The organism is Methylobacterium sp. E-065 (assembly GCF_022829605.1).
Taxonomy (GTDB): domain Bacteria; phylum Pseudomonadota; class Alphaproteobacteria; order Rhizobiales; family Beijerinckiaceae; genus Methylobacterium.
This window is the reverse complement of record NZ_JAKSYD010000020.1, coordinates 15277-34638: the sequence shown is the minus strand read 5'-3', so window position 1 is coordinate 34638 and position 19362 is coordinate 15277. Positions and strand designations below refer to the sequence as shown.

Below are 19362 nucleotides of genomic sequence, written 5' to 3'. Positions count from 1 at the left end.
CGCCCGCCGGACGCGGCAGTTTTTGCCGGGTGCCGGCCCAGATCGGTCCCCGCGGATGGTGATTCGAGCCGTCACCCGGCGTTTCGCGCCCGGCGCGGGCCCGTCCGGACGCCGATCGGGGCCGGATCCGGACCGAAGCGCCCGAGCCCGCCCCCTGCGCGATCATCCGCCGGGGCTTGCCGGATTCTCCCGCGATCCGCGGCGACAACAGCTTGACCGTTCAACGATATTTTGCCGGAGACGGCCTCCCGAACCCGCCTTGTGGATAGTGTTGCGCCGCCGCAAATATGCGGCTTTTGGGCAACGGTTGGGCCGGTTTTGGCATTCGAGCGAGCATTCCACTGTCTTTCCGAGGGTCTCTGTAGAATAGTCGCAGACGTTGAGACGGGCAGGCTCCGTGGGGGCGCTCGGTAGGTCCGAAGCCGGCAGCCGCAATGAGCGAGCAGACCGGCAGGGAAGTGCCGAAAGCGGGACGGATGCCTTGGGACCTTGGGAAGGAATGAGACAATGATGAAGAACTGGCTCGCGGCCGGCACGGTCGCGCTCACGGTCGGCATGACCTCGACGATCGCGCAGGCGCAGACCACGACGGTTCCCGGTGAGCAGGTCGGCCTCGCTGTCGGCGCGCCGCTGCCGGAAGGCCTCTACGCCATCAACACGTTCACCTACCGCCGCACCGACGGCCGGAACGACGCCGACACGGCCGTCAACGTCCCGGTCCTGGTCTGGTCGACCCCGCTGGTTCCGCTCGGCGGCCGCGTCGAGCTGCTCGTCGCTCCCCCGACCGTGTTCGTCTTCACCCGCAACCCGGCGGGCCAGCGCAACAAGGACATCTCGATCAACGTCGGCACCTTCGTCGGCGGCATCTGGGCGTTCGACCTCGGCAGCAACTTCGGCGTCAGCTTGCTCGGCGGCGTGTACCTGAACGACCTCAACGGCGACCGCGGCTCGATCAACGGCGGTGTCGTCAATGGTCAGGTCGTCGGCACCCCGGTGCTGCCGCAGCTCTCCTCCAACACCTACCGCTTCGGCGTTGCCGGCAGCTACACCGGTGACGGCTGGAACATCACCGGCAACCTGACCGCCAACATCTACGATTCGCCCGGCCGCTTCCCGGGTCAGGTCGGCGCCGCCATCGGCCCGATCAACCTCTCGGACTCGCTGAACTTCGACATCACCGCGACGAAGAAGTTCGGCAACTTCGAGATCGGCCCGATCGCCTACGGCACGTATAACTTCGACATCAGCCAGTACAGCGCGGCGGCCGGCAACCGCGGCCGGTTCGCCGTCGGCGGCCTCATCGGCTACGACTTCAAGATCTTCACCGTCCAGGCCTACGTCGCCCGCGACGTCGTGACCGGCGCGACCCTCACCAACGCGTTCGGCCGCACCCGCAGCGACTACTCCACGGACGGCTGGATCCGCTTCATCGTCCCGCTGTACTCGCCGGTCGCCGCCGCCACGCCGGTCCCGGCGCCGCTGGTCCGCAAGTACTGAGACGCGCCAACCCGGGTCCCGCCGCGCGGCGGGACCCGGACGCTTTCGAAGGACCGCCCGGCCCCGGCCGGGCGGTCCTCTTCGTTTTCAGCCCTGCGGCAATGGTGTGCGGGGCGCCCGACATGGGTGTCGCGGGGCGCGCGGACATCCTATCTTGTCGTCTTTCGCGCACCCGGTTCCGGCCAGGGTGCGGATCTGCGAAGGACGCGCGAAGGACTCTCATGGCGACGCAGGGCGAGTGGAAGATCCCCGCGCAGGCCCAGCCGCGGCCTGCGGATTATGGTTACGACCTCGACCGGGCGCTCTCGGCGGTGCTGGCCCTGTCGACGCGGGTGCCGGAGGGCGCGTTCACGGCCGAGACGCTGGGGACCGAGCGGGCCGGCAACGGCGTGATGATCCGCGAGGACGGCCTCGTGCTGACCATCGGCTACCTCGTGACCGAGGCCGAGAGCGTCTGGCTCACCACCCGGGACGGCCGCTCGGTGCAAGGCCATGTCCTCGGCTTCGATGCCGCCACCGGCTTCGGCCTGGTTCAGGCCCTGGGCGACCTCGGCGTGCCGGCCCTGCCGCTCGGCCGCTCGGCCGGGCTGAAGACCGGGGACCGGGCGGTGCTGGCCGGGGCGGGCGGGCGCCAGCGCTGCGTCGCCGTCGAGGTGGTCGCCCGGCAGGAATTCGCCGGCTACTGGGAATACGTCCTGGACGAGGCCCTGTTCACATCCCCCGCCCACCCGCATTGGGGCGGCACGGCGCTGATCGGCCCCCAGGGCGAGCTGCTCGGCATCGGCTCGCTGCAATTGCAGCAGGGCGGCTCGGGAAGCGCGCGCCCGATCAACATGGTGGTGCCCATCGACCTGCTGCCGCCGATCCTCGACGACCTCGCGACGAGCGGGCGGGCGAACCGGCCACCGCGCCCCTGGCTGGGCCTCTACGCCACCGAGAGCGAGGAGGGCATCGTGGTGATGGGCCTCGCCGATGGCGGCCCGGCCGAGACCGGCGGCCTCCAGGCCGGCGACGTGATCGAGGCGGTGGCGGGCGAGCCGGTGGCGGATCTCGCCGCCCTGTTCCGCAGCGTCTGGGCACTCGGCGAGGCGGGCGTTCGGGTGCCGCTCACCATCCGCCGCGAGGGGCGGGGCGTGAAGCTCGCCCTCGTCTCCGCCGACCGGGAGCGGTTTTTGCGCACGCCCTCGCTGCACTGACCGCGCGAAAACCTCGGCCGTGAAACCGCGGCGGCCTGTACGGCGTTGCCCCGATGCCGCCGCGAGCCTGTCCCCGCTACAACCTCTGGCTCAGCGTCGGTTCAGGCGGCGGAGCCGAATCTTCCTCGACCGGCTGCCGATCCGCCGGAGGTAGTGAGGAGATCCCGTCATGACGTTTCTGAGCGCACCGCGCGCGAAGGCGCTCGTTGTGGCCGCCGTGATCGCCGGCGGCCTCGGGCTTGCTGGCTCGGCCCAGGCCGCCGGGGGCTGCGGCCCCGGCTTCCATCCCAATCCCTGGGGCATCTGCCGCCCGAACTGGGGGCCCCGCCCCGACGGCTACTGGCGCCGGCCGGTCTATTACGGCGGCTACGGCTATGGCCGGCCCCGGCCCTATGGCCGCCCCTATGGCTACTACGGCGCGCGCCCGTTCTACTGAGGCGGCCCCGCGCGATAGTGCGCTCTCCGCCAAAGTGGACACCGGTTCGGCGCTGGAGAGCGCGTCACACTAGGGGTTGAGAGCCGTGCGCGATCGGGCGCACGGCTCTAGCCGCTCGATCCAACGCGAAGGGCGCTCCATCGGCCGATGGGGCGCCCTTCGTGCGTTCGGCGGACCCGCATGCGCCTAAAGAATGACCATTCGGAAAGGTTGCCGAGATCTTAAGCGGGGCATGCGGTAACCGCAGGGCTGATGCTTGACCTTTCGACTCCTGCTGCGCCGCAGCGGGCTTATATGTGCATTGCACCAACAAGAGGCACCGATGCGCATCGAAGCGCCATCGGATGCCCGAACAGAGGTCAAAGCATATCATGTCCGCCGCCCGTAGCGTCCTGAGCCGCGTCCGCGCCTATCTCCGGTACCGCGACACGGTCACCCAGCTCTCCCGCCTTTCGGATCGCGATCTGGCCGATCTCGGCATCAATCGCAGCGAGATCCGCGGCGTCGCCCGCGTCTGATCCCCGAGACTGTGTGGGCCTACGAAGGACCGCCGCCCGTTGATCCGGGCGGCGGTCCTTCGCTATTCTCGGGTATGACACAGACCATTCACATCGTCGGCGGCGGTCTCGCCGGTTCCGAGGCTGCCTGGCAGGTGGCCGAGGCCGGCCATCGCGCCGTCATTCACGAGATGCGCCCGGAGCGCCGCACCGAGGCCCATCAGACGGACGGGCTGGCCGAGCTCGTCTGCTCGAACTCCTTCCGGTCGGACGATCCCGAGAGCAACGCCGTCGGGCTGCTGCACCAGGAGATGCGTGCGTTGGGCTCGCTGATCATGCGGGCGGCGGACGCCAACCAAGTGCCGGCCGGCGGGGCGCTGGCGGTGGACCGCGAAGGCTTCTCCGTCGCGGTCACCCGGGCGCTGGAGCAGCACCCCAACGTCGCCATCGTCCGCGGGGAAGTCGCGGGCCTGCCGCCGGAGGATTGGGGCTCCTGCATCGTCGCCACCGGCCCGCTGACCGCCCCGGCGCTGGCCGAGGGCATCCGCGGGCTCACCGGGGCCGAGTCCCTCGCCTTCTTCGACGCGATCGCGCCGATCGTCCACCGCGACTCGATCGACATGGACGTGGCGTGGTTCCAGTCGCGCTACGACAAGCCGGGCCCCGGCGGCACGGGGGCCGACTACCTCAACTGCCCGATGGACCGCGCGCAGTACGAGGCCTTCGTGGCCGCCCTCGTGGCGGGCGACAAGATCGGGTTCAAGCAGTGGGAGGGCACGCCCTATTTCGACGGCTGCCTGCCCATCGAGGTGATGGCCGAGCGCGGGCCCGAGACCCTACGGCACGGCCCGATGAAGCCCGTGGGCCTGACCAACCCGCGCGACCCCCTGGTCAAGCCCTGCGCGATCGTCCAGCTGCGCCAGGACAACGCGCTCGGCACGCTCTACAACTTGGTGGGCTTCCAGACGAAGCTGACCTACGCCGAGCAGGTGCGGATCTTCCGCACGATCCCCGGCCTGGAGCGGGCCGAGTTCGCCCGCCTCGGGGGTTTGCACCGGAACACCTATCTCGACAGCCCGCGCCTGCTCGACGCCACGCTCCGGCTGAAGGCCCGTCCGGCCTTGCGCTTCGCTGGCCAGATCACTGGCTGCGAGGGCTACGTGGAGAGCGCCGCGGTGGGACTGATGGCGGGCCGCTTCGCGGTGGCCGAGGCCGCAGGGCAACCCCTCGCTCCCCTGCCCCAGACCACGGCGCTGGGTGCATTGATCGCCCACATCACGGGCGGCCACGTGGAAGCGGATGGCGAGGCCAACGCGCCGCGCTCGTTCCAGCCGATGAACGTCAATTTCGGTCTGTTCCCACCCCTGGCGCAGGCGCCCCGCAACGAGACCGGCCGGCGCCTGCGCGGGCCCGAGAAGGCGGCCCTCAAGAAGCGCGCGCTGACCGACCGCGCCCGGGCCGACCTCGCCACCTGGAGGGCGGAGCCGGCGGGCCGGACGCCCGTAGCAGCCGAGTAGCGCCAAGTCCCGGATTCAAAAGGGCGAGCCCTTTTGCGGGTGCAGGGTGGAACCCTGCTGGGGTTGGGCCGAAGCCCAAATCGGGGCTCTGCCCCGACACCCCGCCAAAGGGCTGCAAGCCCTTTGGAAACCCAGGATGTGCGCATGGGCCTTGCACGGTCGGTACGTCCAGCCCCCGGGGATTGCATGACCGAGATCGCTACCCAAGCCTTCCTGGCCGACCTGTACGAACTGCGTGAGATCGGGCGGTTCCGCACCGGCGTCCACCGCCCGACCTTCTCGGCGGCCGACATGGAATCCCGCCGCTGGCTGATGGCCAAGCTGGAGGCCTGCGGGCTGGAGGCGTCCATTGACGGGATCGGCAACGTGCTCGGGCGCCATCGCGGCGCCGGCCCGCATCTGCTGGTCGGCAGCCACATCGAGACCCAGAACGAGGCCGGCTGGCTCGACGGGGCGCTCGGGGTCGTGGCCGGTGTGGCGCTGGCCCGGGCCGGGCTGCCGGTCGACGTCGTGGCTTTCGCGGACGAGGAGGGACATTTCTCCGGCGGCTTCCTGGGCAGCCGCTCGGCGATCGGCGACCTGACCGAGGCCGAGATCGACGAAGCCCGCAACCGCACCGACGGCACCCCCCTGCGCGCTGCGCTCGCGACCGCCGGCCTCGCCGGCCTGCCCCGGATGCGGCTCGACCCGAGCCGCTACCGCGGCTTCCTGGAGATGCATATCGAGCAGGGCACGCAACTCGAATCCGCCGGCCTGCATCTCGGCGTGGTGAGCGGCATCGTGGCGATCTGGCAGTTCCGGATCGTGTTCGAAGGCAACCAGGACCATGCGGGCGGCACCACCATGGCGGAGCGCCGGGACGCGGGCCTCGCGGCGGTGCGGCTACTCGCGGCGATCGACCGGGAGTTCCCGACGGTCTGCGGCCCGCGCAGCACCTGGACCACGGGGCGGATCACCCTGGACCCCGGCGGCTACAGCATCATCCCGGGCCGGGCCGAGGTGTTCTTCCAGTTCCGCGACGTGTCGATTCCGGTGCTGGAGCGGATGGAGGCCTGCCTGGAGGCGCTGGTGCGTGAATCGAACCGGCGCGAGCGTTGCCCCGCCACGCTGACGGCCCTCTCCAAGGCGATCCCCGCCCCCTGCGACCCGGATCTGATGCGCGCCCTCTCGGAGGCCGCCGAGCAGGTCTGCCCGGGCGGCTGGCAGGTGATGCCCTCCGGCGCCGGCCACGACGCCCAGAACGTCGCCCGGATCCTGCCGGCCGCGATGCTGTTCGTCCCCTCGATCGGCGGCATCAGCCACCATTGGGCGGAGGATACCAGCGATGCGGATCTGGCGCTGGGGGTGCGGGCGCTCGGTGAGGCGGCGGCGCGGGCGCTGTCGGTGTAAGCGGGATGCGCGCCCGAGGATGCGTCTTGCTCCCTGAAAAAGGGCATTCCACGCGTTGATCGAGGCGGCCGCTGCGTCGGCCCGCACCCCGCAATGGACCGGGGCGCCTTCGGTGCGGGGCCCTCCACCGAAATGCTCTTGGCTGAAGTGAAGGCGATCGTGTCGGATTCATCGGACAGGATACCGGCGGCGTTCGCCAGGGCCTATCGCCCACGGTGACGCCCCGCGCCGAGCCGCGTCCGAAATCCTTCCGGATCGAGGCTTGCAGGGGGCCGCGGCCGGACGAGGGCTATAACATAGCCGTGCATCCTGGCGGTTCAGCGCGCTGTTCCCAGGAGCTGAATCCTCAACGGCACGACTCGGAATATCCGCGTTTCATGCTCACGGAGATGGATCATGTAATCTACGGCAGGGTCTGTATTAATGAGACCATGTCTTCTCGGCAGAAGAATTTTTTGATAAAATTGTTCGATGGTTTTGTGCCGTTACAATATCGTATAATAATGATATTCAGAAATAAATTGACAAAAAACGCGTCTCACAATAATTCGCACTGGTTCCGAGCCGAGATTTGTGGCTCACGCGTCGTATTTCTCTAAAGTTGGCACAAGATGCACAAAATTTCAGTCTAAGCTGTCTGATAAAGCCGGCCGCGCATGTGGATCAATGTTAAATTTCCTGCAGACGCTGCACAGCTTGGCATTCGCATCAGCGTGCCTCAACGACTCTGCTGCGGCCTGGATTTGGCCGAATCAATGAACAGGATTGGGGTCGCGGATAATGGCGCGGATATTCTCGGTCGGGGTGATCCTGCCGTCCCGTCTACAACGAATCACCAATGGTGGCCGGACCGGCACGTACTTTGTCGAGCGGGCGATCGACAGCGCCCTGGCACAGACGGCGGTTGCGGAAGGGCGGGCCCATCTCACCTTCATCATCGGAATTGATGCGCATGCGGCGATTCCCTCCCACCTGGCGGAGCGGACCGAAATCATCTGGGCGCATAGCGATACCTGCTCGCAAGCTGGCGCATTGAATGCTGGGATCGACGCAGCGAATGGCCGCTTCGACTATGTCGCATTCTTGGAAGACGATGATTGCTGGGATTGTAATTATTTGACTTGGGGTTTGAATATTTTAAAGGAGAGCGATTTTGTCTCAACAACGCAGCTTGAAATCGATGAAGAAGGGAAAATTCTACGCATCAACGACTTCCCGACGCCGTCGGGCTGGATCATGCCTTCGGCGATCCTCCGGCGGGTGGGGCGCTTCGATCCGACGATGCGTTGGCATCTCGATAACGAGTGGCTCGGTCGATTGAGTGAGGCCGGGGTCAAACGCTGCCATCTCCTCGATGCAATGGCGCCGGCAACCTTTGCCATGGCGGAACAGGTGCGGCCCTGGATCGCCAATGTCGTGCGCTTTGGCGGAAACAATTTGGAGTTGCAGCGCCATACGATGCTGGCTCCGCTGGTCATTCGGCTCGTGCATTCCCGTTCCGGTATGGCCCGTCTGGCCGCCGACCCCGTCCTCGCCGAGCAGAGCCGGGCAGAATACGCGCAGCTCATCGAGCGCTACGGGCGCATCCCCTGGTGAGACAAGCCCCGCACAAGGCTCTCGGCCAATGACACCTTGGCGGGAGTATAGGGGAACATTGGGTTATGTCGGATCAGCTTCATGTGGCAATCGATGCGCGTCTGTCCCTCGGGGCGGCCGGTGGCGTCGCGGAAGTCACACGCGGTCTGGTAACCCATCTCCACCACCTGCCGGCTGACAAATTCCGCTTTTCTATTCTCGTGGATTCGGAGGGGCGCGACGACCTGCGCGCCATCATGCCAGACCATTGCCGCTTGCTGCTGCTGAACACCGATGCGCTGCCGGTCCGCGGACGTGAATCCAAGATGGTCGGTACGCAGGTTGCCAAGCGGATCTTCAAATTCCAGGGCGATAGCGCCACCCTCCAGGTCAATCTCCGGGATGCGACGGGACCCTTGCGGGCTGCGGGCGTCGATGTGGTTCACGCCCCATCGCAATTCGCGCCCGATTCCGATTTGCCGCTCCTCTATCATCCTCACGATCTGCAGCATCTTCATCTGCCGCAGTTCTTCTCCGACGAGGAACTCGAACAGCGTGAGGTTATATACCAGTACTTCTGCAATGCGGCGACCATCGTGCCGGTCGCCGCGCGCTGGATCGCCGAAGATGTCCAACGGCAATACCGTGTGGCGCCCCAGAAGCTGCCTGTCATCCCGTTCGCACCACCGGCGACCGACCGCACGCCTCCGACACCGGAAGAAGTGCGGACCATCTGCGATCGTCTGCAGATCCAGCCGGATAATTTCCTGATCTACCCGGCGGCCGGCTGGGAGCACAAGAATCACATCGGCCTCCTAGAGGCTGCCGCAATCCTGCGCGCCCAAGGTCTTACACCGCCCCTCCTGGTCTTCACAGGGGCGATCACGCCCTTCTCCTTGCGCGTGCTGGAACGGGCGGCTGCCCTGAACGTGACCGATCGCATTCGGTGGGCCGGCTACATCGCTCAGCGTGACTTGGTGCTGCTCTACCACTTGGCGCGCGGCGTCATCGTGCCCACGAAGTTCGAAGCTGGTAGCTGTCCGATCTGGGAGGCTTTCACCCTCGGATGCCCCGTGGCCTCCTCCAATGTGACCTCTCTGCCGTCGCTGACCGGCGGCGGTGCGCTCCTGTTCGATCCCGACAACTATGGCGAGATCGCCGCTGCCATGTTCAGGCTGTGGTCGGAGGCACCCTTGCGCAACCAGCTCGTTGCGCGTGGGCGGGAGGTCGTCGCCCCGCATACATGGGAATCCGTGGTCCGGCGTTTCGGCGTGCTCTACCGGAAGGCCGCGGGCCGATCCTTGAGCAAGGCGGACGAGGCGCTGCTCGCCGCTGGGCCGGTCGTATGACCTGATTCGGCTTCGTCGTTCTGCCCGCAGTCGGACCTGCGCGACCAAGATGCAGGTAGGATCGCCCGAATACAGGGTGGTACTGTCCGTCGTCCCGTGGACGACGAAGCCGGCGGACAGAAAAACCGGGCTTGTTCTTCTCGCAACGCGCAGACGAGCGCCGATCCTCACCCCCCCGGCACCAGCGACCGGAGCGGGATCAGCTCCGGCCGGTATTCCTGCATCCCGCCGGCGATCCGCTCCTCCACGGCATCGAGGAATTTTTCCGGGTCGGTGATCGAGCACTGGCGCAGGTCCCAGAAGGCGTAGCGCCACCATTGCACCTTCAGGTAGCGCTCGATCAGCGCGTCGGGGAAGCGCATCTTCACGACCCGGGCGGGGCTGCCGGCCACGATCGCGTAGGGCGGCACGTCCTTGGTCACCACCGCCATGGCGCCGACCACCGCACCGTCGCCGATCGTGATGTCGGGCATCAGGAAGGCGCCGTGGCCGATATAGACGTCGTTGCCGATGCGTACGCGCTTGGGCCACAGATACGGCCCGCAGATCTCGTAATCCTCCGCCCGCGGATCGGCGCGGTCGAACACCGCCGAATGGTGCGTGTAGAACAGCGGTGAGGTCGAGCCGCACTGGACCGGGTGGCTGCCGCGCCCGACCTGCACGCTCTCGCCGATCGAGCAGTAGCGGGCGATGTCGGCGCCGAAATAGTAGCCGCTGACCGCGTACGAGAACGCCCCCATGGTGAGGCAGTAATCGACGCCCATCCACTTGATGCTGCACGGCGGCTCGAAGGTGCAATCCTCCGGCAGGCCGAACGGCGCCGGGTGCAACACCGAGATGCCCCGCCGCAGCATCTCCTGCTTCATGTCCTCGTTGACGGAGATCATGCGGCGTCCTCGTCGATCGGGCGTTGGGCCCCGGACCTCCGCACGGACGCGTTCACCGCGTGCCGTCCCGGGGCGCTGTTGCCGTGCAGATCGCGGATCGGGGCACGGGCAATTGTCGGGCGGCGTCGGGGGTGAAGGGCAAGGCGCAGGCCGGTGGCATCGGTGAGCCGCCGCACTAACCGAACCGGCGGGGCCCGTAAACCGCAGGTGGGCCCCCATGGCGCAGAAGCCTGCCTTGCGGTCGATAGGGTTTCGATATATCTTTTATTGCGACATATCGAAAGTGAGTCGATCCGCCATGCATCCCGATATCATGGACTCCTTCTACGGCGATCCCTTCGACGCCCACCGCGTCCGCGCCCATCGTGGCCCGATGGGGGGTGATCACAGGGGGCGGCACGGGCATCCCGGCCGCGGACCCGGCGACCGCCGGATGTTCGGCCGCGGCGGTCGCGGCGATCTCGCCCGCTTCTTCGCCCATGGCGACCTCAGGCTCGTGATCCTCCACCTGATCGCCGAGAAGCCCCGGCACGGCTACGAGATCATCAAGGCCATCGAGGAGCGGGTCGGCGGTGCCTACAGCCCGAGCCCGGGCACGGTCTACCCGACGCTGACGCTGCTCGAGGAGCTCGGCCACGTCACGGTGACCCCCGGGGAGGGCACCAAGCGGCTGCACACGATCACACCGGAGGGCCAGGCCGTCCTCGACGGCAATCGCCCGACCCTGGAGGCCATCCTCGCCCGGATGGCCGAGGCCGAGGCCGCCCGGGGGGACGGGCCGCCACCCTCCCTGGTGCGCGCCAAGGAGGGTCTGAAGCTTGCCCTGCAGATGCGCCTCGCCCGCGGGCCGCTCAGCGCCGAGCAGACCGCCGCCATCACGGCGGCCCTGGAGGCGGCGACCGTCGCGGTGGAGCGGGCGTGACGCGCCGCGACCTGCGTCGGGGTCCGTCCGGTGCCTGATCCGCGTTCGGGCCTTCCCGCCCTCGGCATCACCCTGTTCCGGCCGAGCCCGGATCAGGTGGAGCGCGTCCTCGCCCAGGCCGCGGCCGGGGGCGCCACGGTGATCGCCTTCGACAATGGCGGTCTCGCCGCCGGTGACGCGGGACGCCTCGTCCACGCCGGCGTGATCCTGCTGTCGGAGGGGCACAATGTCGGCATCGCGGCGGCGCTCAACCGGATCGCCGCGTCCGCCCGGGACGCGGGGGCGGAGACCCTCCTGCTCCTCGATCAGGATGCCGAGCCGCCCGGGGATCTCGCCGCTGGGTTGCTCGCCGCTCTCGGAGAGCTGCGGCGTGCCGGGATCCGGGCCGCGGTGGTGGGTCCCGTCCCGGCGCCGGCGCCCGGCCACAAGGCGCCGGCCTATCCGCGCCGACCCGGCATTCCGGATCAGGGCGCCCCCGCCCCGGTGCAGTTCCTGGCGACCTCGGGCTCGCTGATCGACCTCGCCGCGTTCGACCGGATCGGCCCGTTCCGGGCGGACTTCTTCATCGACGGCGTCGAACTCGAATGGTGCTTCCGCGCCTGGAGCCTCGGCTACGGCTGCTATTGCGCCCGCGACGTCGGGATCCCCCACCGGGTCGGCGGCGGGGTGATCCGGGCCTTCGGGATCGCGATGCCGCGCCAGCCCCTGTTCCGCATGGCGACCTACCTGCGCAACGCGGTGTATGCGTGGCGTCTGCCGCACGTGCCGCTCCGCTGGAAGCTCGCCCAGGCCGCCTACCTGCCCCTCCAGGCCGGCCTGTACTGGGCGGATTCAGGCTGGCGGCCCTCCGTGCTGCTTCGGCTTCTCGCCGCGGCCCGCGACGGCGCCCTCGGCCGCCTCGGCGCACCCCGGGATCTGCCCAAGGATCTGCCGTGACCGAGCGCCCTGCCCTTCCCCCGGTCCTCGACGTGGTGATCGTCAACTGGAACGGCGGAGCGCTTCTCCGCGCGTGTCTCGCGAGCCTCGCGGCCGCGCGGGACGCCGCGTCCGTGCAGGTGATCGTGGTCGACAATGCCTCAACCGACGGCTCCGCCGAGGATCTGCCCCCCCTGCCCCACCCGCTCCGGCTGATCCGCAATGCGGACAATCTCGGCTTCGGCCGCGCCTGCGATCAGGGCGCTGCCGCGGGCGAAGCCCCCGCGATCCTGTTCCTCAACCCCGACACGCAGGTCGAACCCGACGCCCTGGACGTGGCCCGGGCCGCCCTGCTGGCCGATCCGCGGACCGGGATCGTCGGCGCCCGGCTGGTCGACCCCGACGGGCGGACTGCGCGCTCCTGCGCCCGGACGCCTTCGGCGCTCGGCCTCCTCGGACGCGCCCTGGCGCTGGACCGGCTGGGCCTCGTGCGCCCGCACTTCCTCCGCGAATGGGACCATGCGGAGGACCGCGCCGTCGATCAGGTGATGGGCGCCTTCCTGATGATCCGCCGCGACCTGTTCCAGTCGCTCGGCGGCTTCGATCCGCGCTTCTTCGTCTACTGGGAGGATGCCGATCTCTGCGCCCGCGCCCGGGCGGCGGGTTATTCCGTGCGGCACGTCGCCGGGGCGGTCGCGCGCCATCTCGGCCAGGGCACGACCCGGCAGGTGCGGGCGCGGCGGCTGTTCTACTTCCTGCGCAGCCAGATCCTCTACGCCGGCAAGCACCACGGCGTCGTAACGGCCCTGGCGGTGACGGCGGCGAGTTTTGGCGCGCAGGTGCCGCTCCGGCTTGCCCTGGCCCTCGTCCACCGCTCGCCCGCCGAGGCCGCCGAGGTTCTGCGCGCCGCCGCCCTCCTGGCCGGGGCGTTGCCGGAGCTCCTGGGGATGCTCATGCGGGCCGATCGAGGAAGTCCAGCAGGGTCCGGTTGAACGCCTCCGGACAGGTCACGCTATGGGCGTGGCCACCCTCGGGGGCGAGGGCGAGCCGGGCGTTGGGCAAGGCAGCCGCGAGGCGCTCGGAGCGCGTATAGGGCACCAGCACGTCGTCCCGGGCGGCCATCACCAGGGTCTCGTGCGGGATGCGCCCGAGCCGGTCGGCGATGGCGAAGCGCTCCAGGGCGCCGATGCGCGTGAGCACCGTCTCGGCCCCGGGGAAATGCGCGAGGGCGTGGGCCTCGTCGGCCGCGACCCGCGCGGCCTCGGACGACAACCAGGGCGCCGGGTACAGGAAGATCGCCTGCGCCCGCACGAAGGCCTCCGGGCCGCCCCCGGCCAGGATCGCCCGGCGGGCCGCGAAGCAGCGGCGTGTGGCCGGGTCCAGGGCGTCCCAGCCGTTGACGACCACGATCCGCCCGACGCGCCCGGGCGCGGCGAGCGCCATCTGCAGGGCGATCAGGCCGCCCAGCGCGTGGCCGACCACGTCGGCCCGGTCGATCCCGGCGGCGTCCAACACCGCGAGCGCGTCCCGGGCCATGGCGGGGATATCGTGGTCCGGCCCGAGCCGGTCGGGCGACCGACCGGTCCCGCGATGGTCGTAGGTCACCACCCGGAACTGCGCCGTGAGCGCCGCCATCTGCGGCGCGAAGTATCCGGCCCCGCCGCCGAGCCCCGGCGAGAGCAGCACCGGCCGCCCGTCCTCCGGACCCGCCACCGCGTGGTGGAGCGGGGCCGCGCCGACGCTCACCGGCTGCTCATCGGCCGACATGCGCCACGGAGGCGATCTCCACCAGTGCCTCCGGCTTCACGAGGCCGCACTGGATGCAATAGCGCGCCGGCTTCTCTCCCGGGAAATACTCCGCGTAGACGGCGTTGATCGCCGCGTAGTCCGCCCAGTCCTTCAGGAAGACGTGGTTGAAGGTGACGTCGTCCATCGTGCCGCCCGCGGCCTGGACCACGCCCTTGATGGTCTCCAGCACGTGGCGGGTCTGGGCGGCGGCGTCGCCGGCATGAACGACGTTGGCCTCTGCATCCAGCGGTAGCGTGCCCGAGACGTACAGCACGCCGTCGGCCAGCGTGCCCGGCACGTAGGGGGCGAGCGGCTTGCCGGTCCCCGGCGGAATGACGACCTGCTTCGGCATGCCCGTGTGCGCTCCCGTTCGACCTGTCGGCCGGGCCGGGCAGGCCGCGCGGGAGGCGCCGCGTCGGGCGGCGCTCGTGCACCCTGCCGGTGACCGGCCGGGTGCAGGATGCACTTATTCGGCCATATCGAGGCCGGCCGCATCAACCGCGGCGTGTGAAGCCGTCCCGAGGGCCGCCGCGAAGGCGGCGACATCCGAGACCCAGCCGAAGAAGGTCTCGATATTGGCGAGCGCCCCGTGGTGCAGGCTCTCGGGCCCGGCCTGATGCGTCGCATCGGCCAGTACGATCCCGAAATACTCCCGGTGGAACCCGTCCCGCAGGGTCGATTCCACGCAGACGTTGGTGGCGATGCCGATGAAGACCAGCGTGTTGATCCCCCGGGCGCGGAGCATGCTGTCGAGGGGCGTGTTGTAGAAGCCGCTGTAGCGCGGCTTGCCGATCGTCAGGTCGCCGGGCTCGGGCGTCAGGGCGTCCACCAGCGCGTAATCCCAGGAGCCCTTGGCGAGGAGCTGCGCGTTCATCTCCGGCTTCCGGCGCATGGTCTTGAGGGCGTTGGATTTGTGCCAGTTCGGCGAGCCCGGGCCGCCCGCCTCGGCATAGTCCGGGTCCCAGCCGTTCTGGAACCACAGGATCCGGATGCCCGCCGCCCGCGCCGCCGCGACCGCCCGGACGATCTGCGCGATCACCGGGCCGGTGCCCGACACGTCGAAGCCCGCGAGGTCGAGATAGCCGCCCGCGCTCGCATAGGCGTTCTGCACGTCCACCACGATCAGCACCGTGGCGGCGGGGTCGAAGGCGATCGGCTCGGGCCGGGCCGGCAGGACGACGCTGCCGTGGCGGCCGTTCGGATCGCGATATCCGGCGGGGGCGTCCATCAGGCGACCTCAGGAAGCGGCGCCGCCGCCACGTGCCGGCGCGTGCGCATCAGCGGCTGGATCCGGGTGCCGAAGGCATCGAGACCCTTGAGGAAATCGTCGAACACCAGCAGCACGCCCTCCACCCCGTCGATGGTCATGATGTCGTCGAGCATCCCCGCCACGGTGGCGTAGCTGCCGACCAGGGTACCCATGTTGAGGTTCACCGCCCCGGCCGGGGCGGCGAGCTGGCGCACATTGGTGTCGCCGCCGGACTTGGTGTCGGCCGCGCCCTGGAGGCCGAGCCACGCAATCGCCTCGGCATCGGCTCCCGCGTTGTAGTGGGCCCAGGTGGCCATCGCGGCGGCGTCGGTCTCGTCGGCGATGATCATGAACAAGGCGTAGCAGGTGACGTGACGCCCGGTCTCGGCGCGCGCCTCCGCCAGCTTCTCCACCACGGGGGCGAAGGCGGTCGGTGTGTTGAGCCCTTTCCCTAAGCAGAAATTGTAGTCGGCATAGCGGGCCGTGAAGGCCAGCCCTGCCCCGCTCTGGCCGGCGCAGATGATCTTCATCGGCGCCTGCGGCTGGGGGCTCAGCCGGCAATCGTTCATCTGGAAATACGTGCCCTTGAGATCGCTGGCGCCGGTCTCCCACAGCTCGCGGAGGATCTGAGCGTACTCCGCCAGATAGTCGTACCGATTGGCGAAATGCGCATCGCCGGGCCACAGGCCCATCTGGTCGTATTCCGGTTTCTGCCAGCCGGTGACGAGGTTCACGCCGAAGCGGCCGTCCGAAATCGAGTCGATGGTCGCGGCCATGCGGGCGACGATGGCCGGCGGCAGGCACAGGGTCGCCGCGGTGGCGAACAGCTTGATCCGGGTGGTGACGGCGGCGAGCCCCGCCATCAGGGTGAACGATTCGAGGTTGTGGTCCCAGAACTCGGTCTTGCCGCCGAAGCCGCGCAGCTTGATCATCGAGAGGGCGAAATCGAGCCCGTACCCTTCGGCCTTCAGGGTGATCGCCTTGTTGAGCGCGAAGCTCGGGCGGTACTGCGGGGCATTCTCCGAGATCAACCAGCCATTGTTGCCGATCGGGATGAACACCCCGACACTCATGGCCTGCGATCCGCCATGCACCACGCCGGCGGGAGGCGCTGGGGCCGAAAGTTCCGCACCGGCCTCGCTCTGACTCATCGATCTGCGCTCCACGCGACGCGACTTCCCGGCCTCAGGGCCCCGAGTCGGCCGGAGGTTTGCAAAACCGGATTGGAGGGTCAAACCCGCGGCACCTGTTCGGCGGAAAAATGCCCATCTTTCCAGCGTGTTGCACAATCTGGCCGCGATTTGTGCCCAGCCCATTCGCACTTGGAGCGATACCCGGCCGGATGCGTGCTCGGACGCCGCACCGAAGCTCGGCTCGGCCAAGAGCGATCCAGGGATGGGGCCTATCGCAGGGCCAATAACAGGTCTCACGCGGCAAATTTGGCAGCAAATATACTTGGAGGCCGCGTCCCGATTGTCGCTGACGATAAGAGGACCATTTTCAGTTGGTGAAAACGAGTAACGGATCCGCTCAGCTGGAGTGACATCGATGCGCGTGTTGCCCGCCCTTCTCCTCGTCCTCGGCCTTGCGGGACCGGCAGCGGCCGATGACGCCGCCCGCGCTGCCGCTCAGGCCACGATCACCCGGCAGGTCGAGGCCTTCGGGCGCGACGACGCGCCGGTGGCCTACGCTCAGGCGGCCCCGGCGATCCGCGAGCTCTTCCCGAACGCCGACCTGTTCATCGGCATGGTCCGCACCCAGTATCGCCCGGTCTACCGGCACCGCAGCTTCGTGTTCGGCGAGGCGCGGGACACGGATACGGCGGGCGTGGTCCAGTCGGTGGCGATCCAGGACGAGTACGGCGTCGACTGGACCGCCGAGTACAGCCTCGTCCGGGACGCGGATGGGCAGTGGCGCATCACCGGCTGCCGCCTGACCAAGGCGCCGGGCACGAACGCCTGAAGGGCCCGCCGCCTCCGCGGCGGCGGGCGTGGCGTCACCGGGCGTCCGGCTTCAGCGTCGTGAGCTTGTCGAGCAATTGCAGCGTGGTGTCGGCGCAGGCCTTGGTCGTGTCGTCGTCGGCGCACTTCACGTCGAGGCGGGCATCGCCGCGCTCGATGATGAAATGCGCGCCCTTCGGCGGCGGTGGCGGAGGAGGCGGTCCGCCGGCGTCGCGCTGCGGGCCTCCGGGCGGCGGCGGGGGCGGCCCGTCGGCCCCCGGGCCGCGGCGCGGTCCGCCCGGGGGCGGCGGAGGCGGTGCGCCGGCCTCGGGGCCGGGCCGCGGGCCTCCGGGGGGCGGAGGCGGCGTCTGCGCGAAGGCGACACTGCCGGACAGCAGGGCCGCGACGCCCGCGAGGGCGATGATTCGGGTCATGTCGGCTCTCTTCGAGGAGGGATCCGTCCCGGCGGCGCGATCGCCGCGGGGTGGGCCGAGTCGTGGGCGACCACCACCGAACCGGCCCTGAACCGGCTCGTTCAGCTTCGGTTAAACCGGCCGCCCCGCTCTGCGGGCAGACCGGCCGCGCGGCTTTAGACTTTCGACAGGCCCGCCGGCATCGTGTAGAGGGAGCGCCTTCCCTCGGAGGACCCCGTGCTCCACGTCTCGACCCGCGGCGAGGCCGCGCCGCTCTCGTTCTCGGATGCCCTGCTGGCGGGCCTTGCCCGCGACGGCGGGCTCTACGTGCCGCAGACCTGGCCGCAGATCGGCCGTTCGGAGATCGCCGCCCTGGCGGGCCGCCCCTACGCGGCGGCCGCCAAGCGGGTGCTGCACCCGCTGATCGACGGCGACATCGCCGGTCCGGATCTCGACCGGATGATCGACGCGTCCTACGCGACCTTCCGCCATCCGGCGGTCTGCCCGCTGACCCAGCTCGACGACAACCTGTTCCTACTGGAGCTTTTCCACGGGCCGACGCTCGCCTTCAAGGACGTGGCGATGCAGCTGCTCGGGCGGCTGATGGACCACGTGCTGACCCAGCGCGGCACCCGCGCCACCATCGTGGGCGCGACCTCGGGCGATACCGGCTCGGCCGCCGTCGAGGCCTTCGGCGGGCTCGACCGGGTCGACGTGTTCATCCTCTATCCCCACGGGCGGGTCTCGGAGGTGCAGCGCCGGCAGATGACGTCTGTGCCGGCGCAGAACGTCCACGCGCTCGCCGTCGACGGTACGTTCGACGATTGCCAGAATCTCGTCAAAGCCCTGTTCCAGCATGCGGATTTCGCCGACGCGGTCCGGCTGTCGGGGGTCAACTCGATCAACTGGGCCCGGGTGGCGGCGCAGGCCGTCTACTACTTCACCAGCGCGGTCGCGCTGGGCTCGCCCCACCGGCCGGTCTCCTTCGCGGTGCCGACCGGCAATTTCGGCGATGTGCTCGCCGGCTGGGTCGCCAAGCAGATGGGCCTGCCGATCGGGCGCCTGATGATCGGCACCAACGCCAACGACATCCTGGTGCGCACCCTCGAGCACGGCGCCTACGAGTTGCGCGGCGTGGTGCCCACCACCTCGCCCTCCATGGACATCCAGATTTCCTCGAACTTCGAGCGTCTGCTGTTCGAGGCGCTGGGGCGCGACGCCTCCTCCCTGTCGCGGCTGATGGCCGGGTTGAAGCAATCCGGCGGCTTTTCGCTGAGCCCCGAGGTGCTGGCGACGGTCCGCTCGGACTTCGACGCCGTTGCGGTGCCGGAGCCCGACGTGATGGAAGAAATCGCCCTGACCCAGGCGGCCACCGGGGTGGTGCTCGATCCCCACAGCGCCATCGGCGTGCGGGCCGGGCGTCGCCTGCTGGAGCAGGACCCCGCGACCCCGGTCGTGGCGCTGGGCACCGCGCACCCGGCCAAATTCCCGGACGCGGTCGCCAAGGCCACCGGCGGCCTGCGCCCGCCCCTGCCCCCGCACCTCGCCGACCTGATGGACCGGCCCGAGCGCATGACCCGGGTCGGGAACGACCAAGCCGCCGTCGAGGCGCTGATCCGCGAGCGCGCCCGTATCACGAGGGGTGCGTGAGCTTGGAACTGGTGACGCGACGAGCCCCCTCTCCCGTGCGGGAGAGGGTTGGGGTGAGGGACCCGGTCTTTCCGGAGAGGTCGCATCCCTCACCCTGTCCCTCTCCCGCACGGGAGAGGGGACCCGCTCCCCATCCGGGCCC

General features: G+C 69.3%; 19 protein-coding genes. 13 read left to right on the top strand and 6 right to left on the bottom strand.

Features of this window, described 5'->3' with window-relative positions; genetic code table 11:
- Positions 1 to 507 precede the first annotated feature (507 nt).
- The 8 genes from MKK84_RS01520 to MKK84_RS01485 all read left to right on the top strand — a co-directional run bounded on the left by MKK84_RS01520 (position 508) and on the right by MKK84_RS01485 (position 9456).
- Positions 508 to 1497: a transporter gene (locus MKK84_RS01520; RefSeq protein ID WP_243916269.1), complete on the top strand. Its 990-nt coding sequence runs from the start codon at positions 508 to 510 to the stop codon at positions 1495 to 1497.
- Positions 1498 to 1718: 221 nt separating this feature from the next.
- Positions 1719 to 2693 carry a S1C family serine protease gene (locus tag MKK84_RS01515; RefSeq protein ID WP_243916268.1) on the top strand — a complete coding sequence of 325 codons (975 nt, stop codon included), beginning with the start codon at positions 1719 to 1721 and terminating at the stop codon, positions 2691 to 2693.
- A gap of 169 nt (positions 2694 to 2862) precedes the next feature.
- Positions 2863 to 3129 (top strand): GCG_CRPN prefix-to-repeats domain-containing protein, encoded by a 267-nt coding sequence (locus MKK84_RS01510; RefSeq protein WP_243916267.1) that lies wholly within the window; start codon positions 2863 to 2865, stop codon positions 3127 to 3129.
- Positions 3130 to 3500: 371 nt separating this feature from the next.
- Positions 3501 to 3647 carry a DUF1127 domain-containing protein gene (locus MKK84_RS01505; RefSeq protein ID WP_020095497.1) on the top strand — a complete coding sequence of 49 codons (147 nt, stop codon included), beginning with the start codon at positions 3501 to 3503 and terminating at the stop codon, positions 3645 to 3647.
- A gap of 74 nt (positions 3648 to 3721) precedes the next feature.
- A complete protein-coding gene (trmFO, locus tag MKK84_RS01500; protein WP_243916266.1) occupies positions 3722 to 5143 on the top strand; it encodes a methylenetetrahydrofolate--tRNA-(uracil(54)-C(5))-methyltransferase (FADH(2)-oxidizing) TrmFO in 1422 nt (473 codons plus the stop codon).
- 186 nt (positions 5144 to 5329) lie between these two features.
- The gene (locus MKK84_RS01495; RefSeq protein WP_243916265.1) at positions 5330 to 6532 is read left to right on the top strand and encodes a Zn-dependent hydrolase; all 1203 of its coding nucleotides are present in this window, start codon (positions 5330 to 5332) and stop codon (positions 6530 to 6532) included.
- Between the two features lie 780 nt (positions 6533 to 7312).
- Positions 7313 to 8128: a glycosyltransferase family 2 protein gene (locus MKK84_RS01490; RefSeq protein ID WP_243916264.1), complete on the top strand. Its 816-nt coding sequence runs from the start codon at positions 7313 to 7315 to the stop codon at positions 8126 to 8128.
- A 65-nt stretch (positions 8129 to 8193) separates the two neighbouring features.
- Positions 8194 to 9456, top strand: coding sequence for a glycosyltransferase family 4 protein (locus MKK84_RS01485; protein WP_243916263.1), 1263 nt, complete (start codon positions 8194 to 8196; stop codon positions 9454 to 9456).
- Positions 9457 to 9623: 167 nt separating this feature from the next.
- Here MKK84_RS01485 and MKK84_RS35355 read toward each other — a convergent pair whose 3' ends face one another.
- Entirely contained in the window at positions 9624 to 10343 is a 720-nt protein-coding gene (locus tag MKK84_RS35355; RefSeq protein WP_279599310.1) for a CatB-related O-acetyltransferase, read from the bottom strand.
- Positions 10344 to 10641: 298 nt separating this feature from the next.
- Between MKK84_RS35355 and MKK84_RS01475 the strand changes: the two genes are divergently transcribed.
- From MKK84_RS01475 to MKK84_RS01465, 3 genes are read left to right on the top strand one after another with little or no spacing between them, the layout of a single operon-like run.
- The gene (locus MKK84_RS01475) at positions 10642 to 11265 is read left to right on the top strand and encodes a PadR family transcriptional regulator (protein WP_243916262.1); all 624 of its coding nucleotides are present in this window, start codon (positions 10642 to 10644) and stop codon (positions 11263 to 11265) included.
- Positions 11266 to 11295: 30 nt separating this feature from the next.
- Complete coding sequence (locus MKK84_RS01470) at positions 11296 to 12201, top strand: glycosyltransferase family 2 protein (protein ID WP_243916261.1); 906 nt, start codon at positions 11296 to 11298, stop codon at positions 12199 to 12201.
- Positions 12198 to 13172 carry a glycosyltransferase family 2 protein gene (locus MKK84_RS01465; RefSeq protein WP_243916260.1) on the top strand — a complete coding sequence of 325 codons (975 nt, stop codon included), beginning with the start codon at positions 12198 to 12200 and terminating at the stop codon, positions 13170 to 13172. The genes MKK84_RS01470 and MKK84_RS01465 overlap by 4 nt, the downstream gene beginning before the upstream one ends.
- On the opposite strand, the gene rutD is transcribed toward MKK84_RS01465, so the two are convergent.
- The 4 genes from rutD to rutA all read right to left on the bottom strand — a co-directional run bounded on the left by rutD (position 13132) and on the right by rutA (position 16290).
- Positions 13132 to 13947 (bottom strand): pyrimidine utilization protein D, encoded by an 816-nt coding sequence (rutD, locus tag MKK84_RS01460; RefSeq protein ID WP_243916259.1) that lies wholly within the window; start codon positions 13945 to 13947, stop codon positions 13132 to 13134. The genes MKK84_RS01465 and rutD overlap by 41 nt on opposite strands.
- Positions 13934 to 14320: a pyrimidine utilization protein C gene (gene rutC / locus MKK84_RS01455; protein ID WP_243916258.1), complete on the bottom strand. Its 387-nt coding sequence runs from the start codon at positions 14318 to 14320 to the stop codon at positions 13934 to 13936. The genes rutD and rutC overlap by 14 nt, the downstream gene beginning before the upstream one ends.
- A gap of 114 nt (positions 14321 to 14434) precedes the next feature.
- Complete coding sequence (gene rutB / locus MKK84_RS01450) at positions 14435 to 15196, bottom strand: pyrimidine utilization protein B (protein WP_243916257.1); 762 nt, start codon at positions 15194 to 15196, stop codon at positions 14435 to 14437.
- A complete protein-coding gene (rutA, locus tag MKK84_RS01445; RefSeq protein WP_243916289.1) occupies positions 15196 to 16290 on the bottom strand; it encodes a pyrimidine utilization protein A in 1095 nt (364 codons plus the stop codon). The genes rutB and rutA overlap by 1 nt, the downstream gene beginning before the upstream one ends.
- A 475-nt stretch (positions 16291 to 16765) precedes the next feature.
- Here rutA and MKK84_RS01440 point away from each other — a divergent pair, with 475 nt between their 5' ends.
- Positions 16766 to 17179: a DUF4864 domain-containing protein gene (locus MKK84_RS01440; protein WP_243916256.1), complete on the top strand. Its 414-nt coding sequence runs from the start codon at positions 16766 to 16768 to the stop codon at positions 17177 to 17179.
- A 34-nt stretch (positions 17180 to 17213) separates the two neighbouring features.
- Here the strand turns inward: MKK84_RS01440 and MKK84_RS01435 are convergent, their stop codons facing one another.
- A complete protein-coding gene (locus tag MKK84_RS01435; protein WP_243916255.1) occupies positions 17214 to 17591 on the bottom strand; it encodes a hypothetical protein in 378 nt (125 codons plus the stop codon).
- Between the two features lie 216 nt (positions 17592 to 17807).
- Here MKK84_RS01435 and thrC point away from each other — a divergent pair, with 216 nt between their 5' ends.
- The gene (thrC, locus tag MKK84_RS01430) at positions 17808 to 19220 is read left to right on the top strand and encodes a threonine synthase (protein WP_243916254.1); all 1413 of its coding nucleotides are present in this window, start codon (positions 17808 to 17810) and stop codon (positions 19218 to 19220) included.
- Positions 19221 to 19362 lie beyond the last annotated feature (142 nt).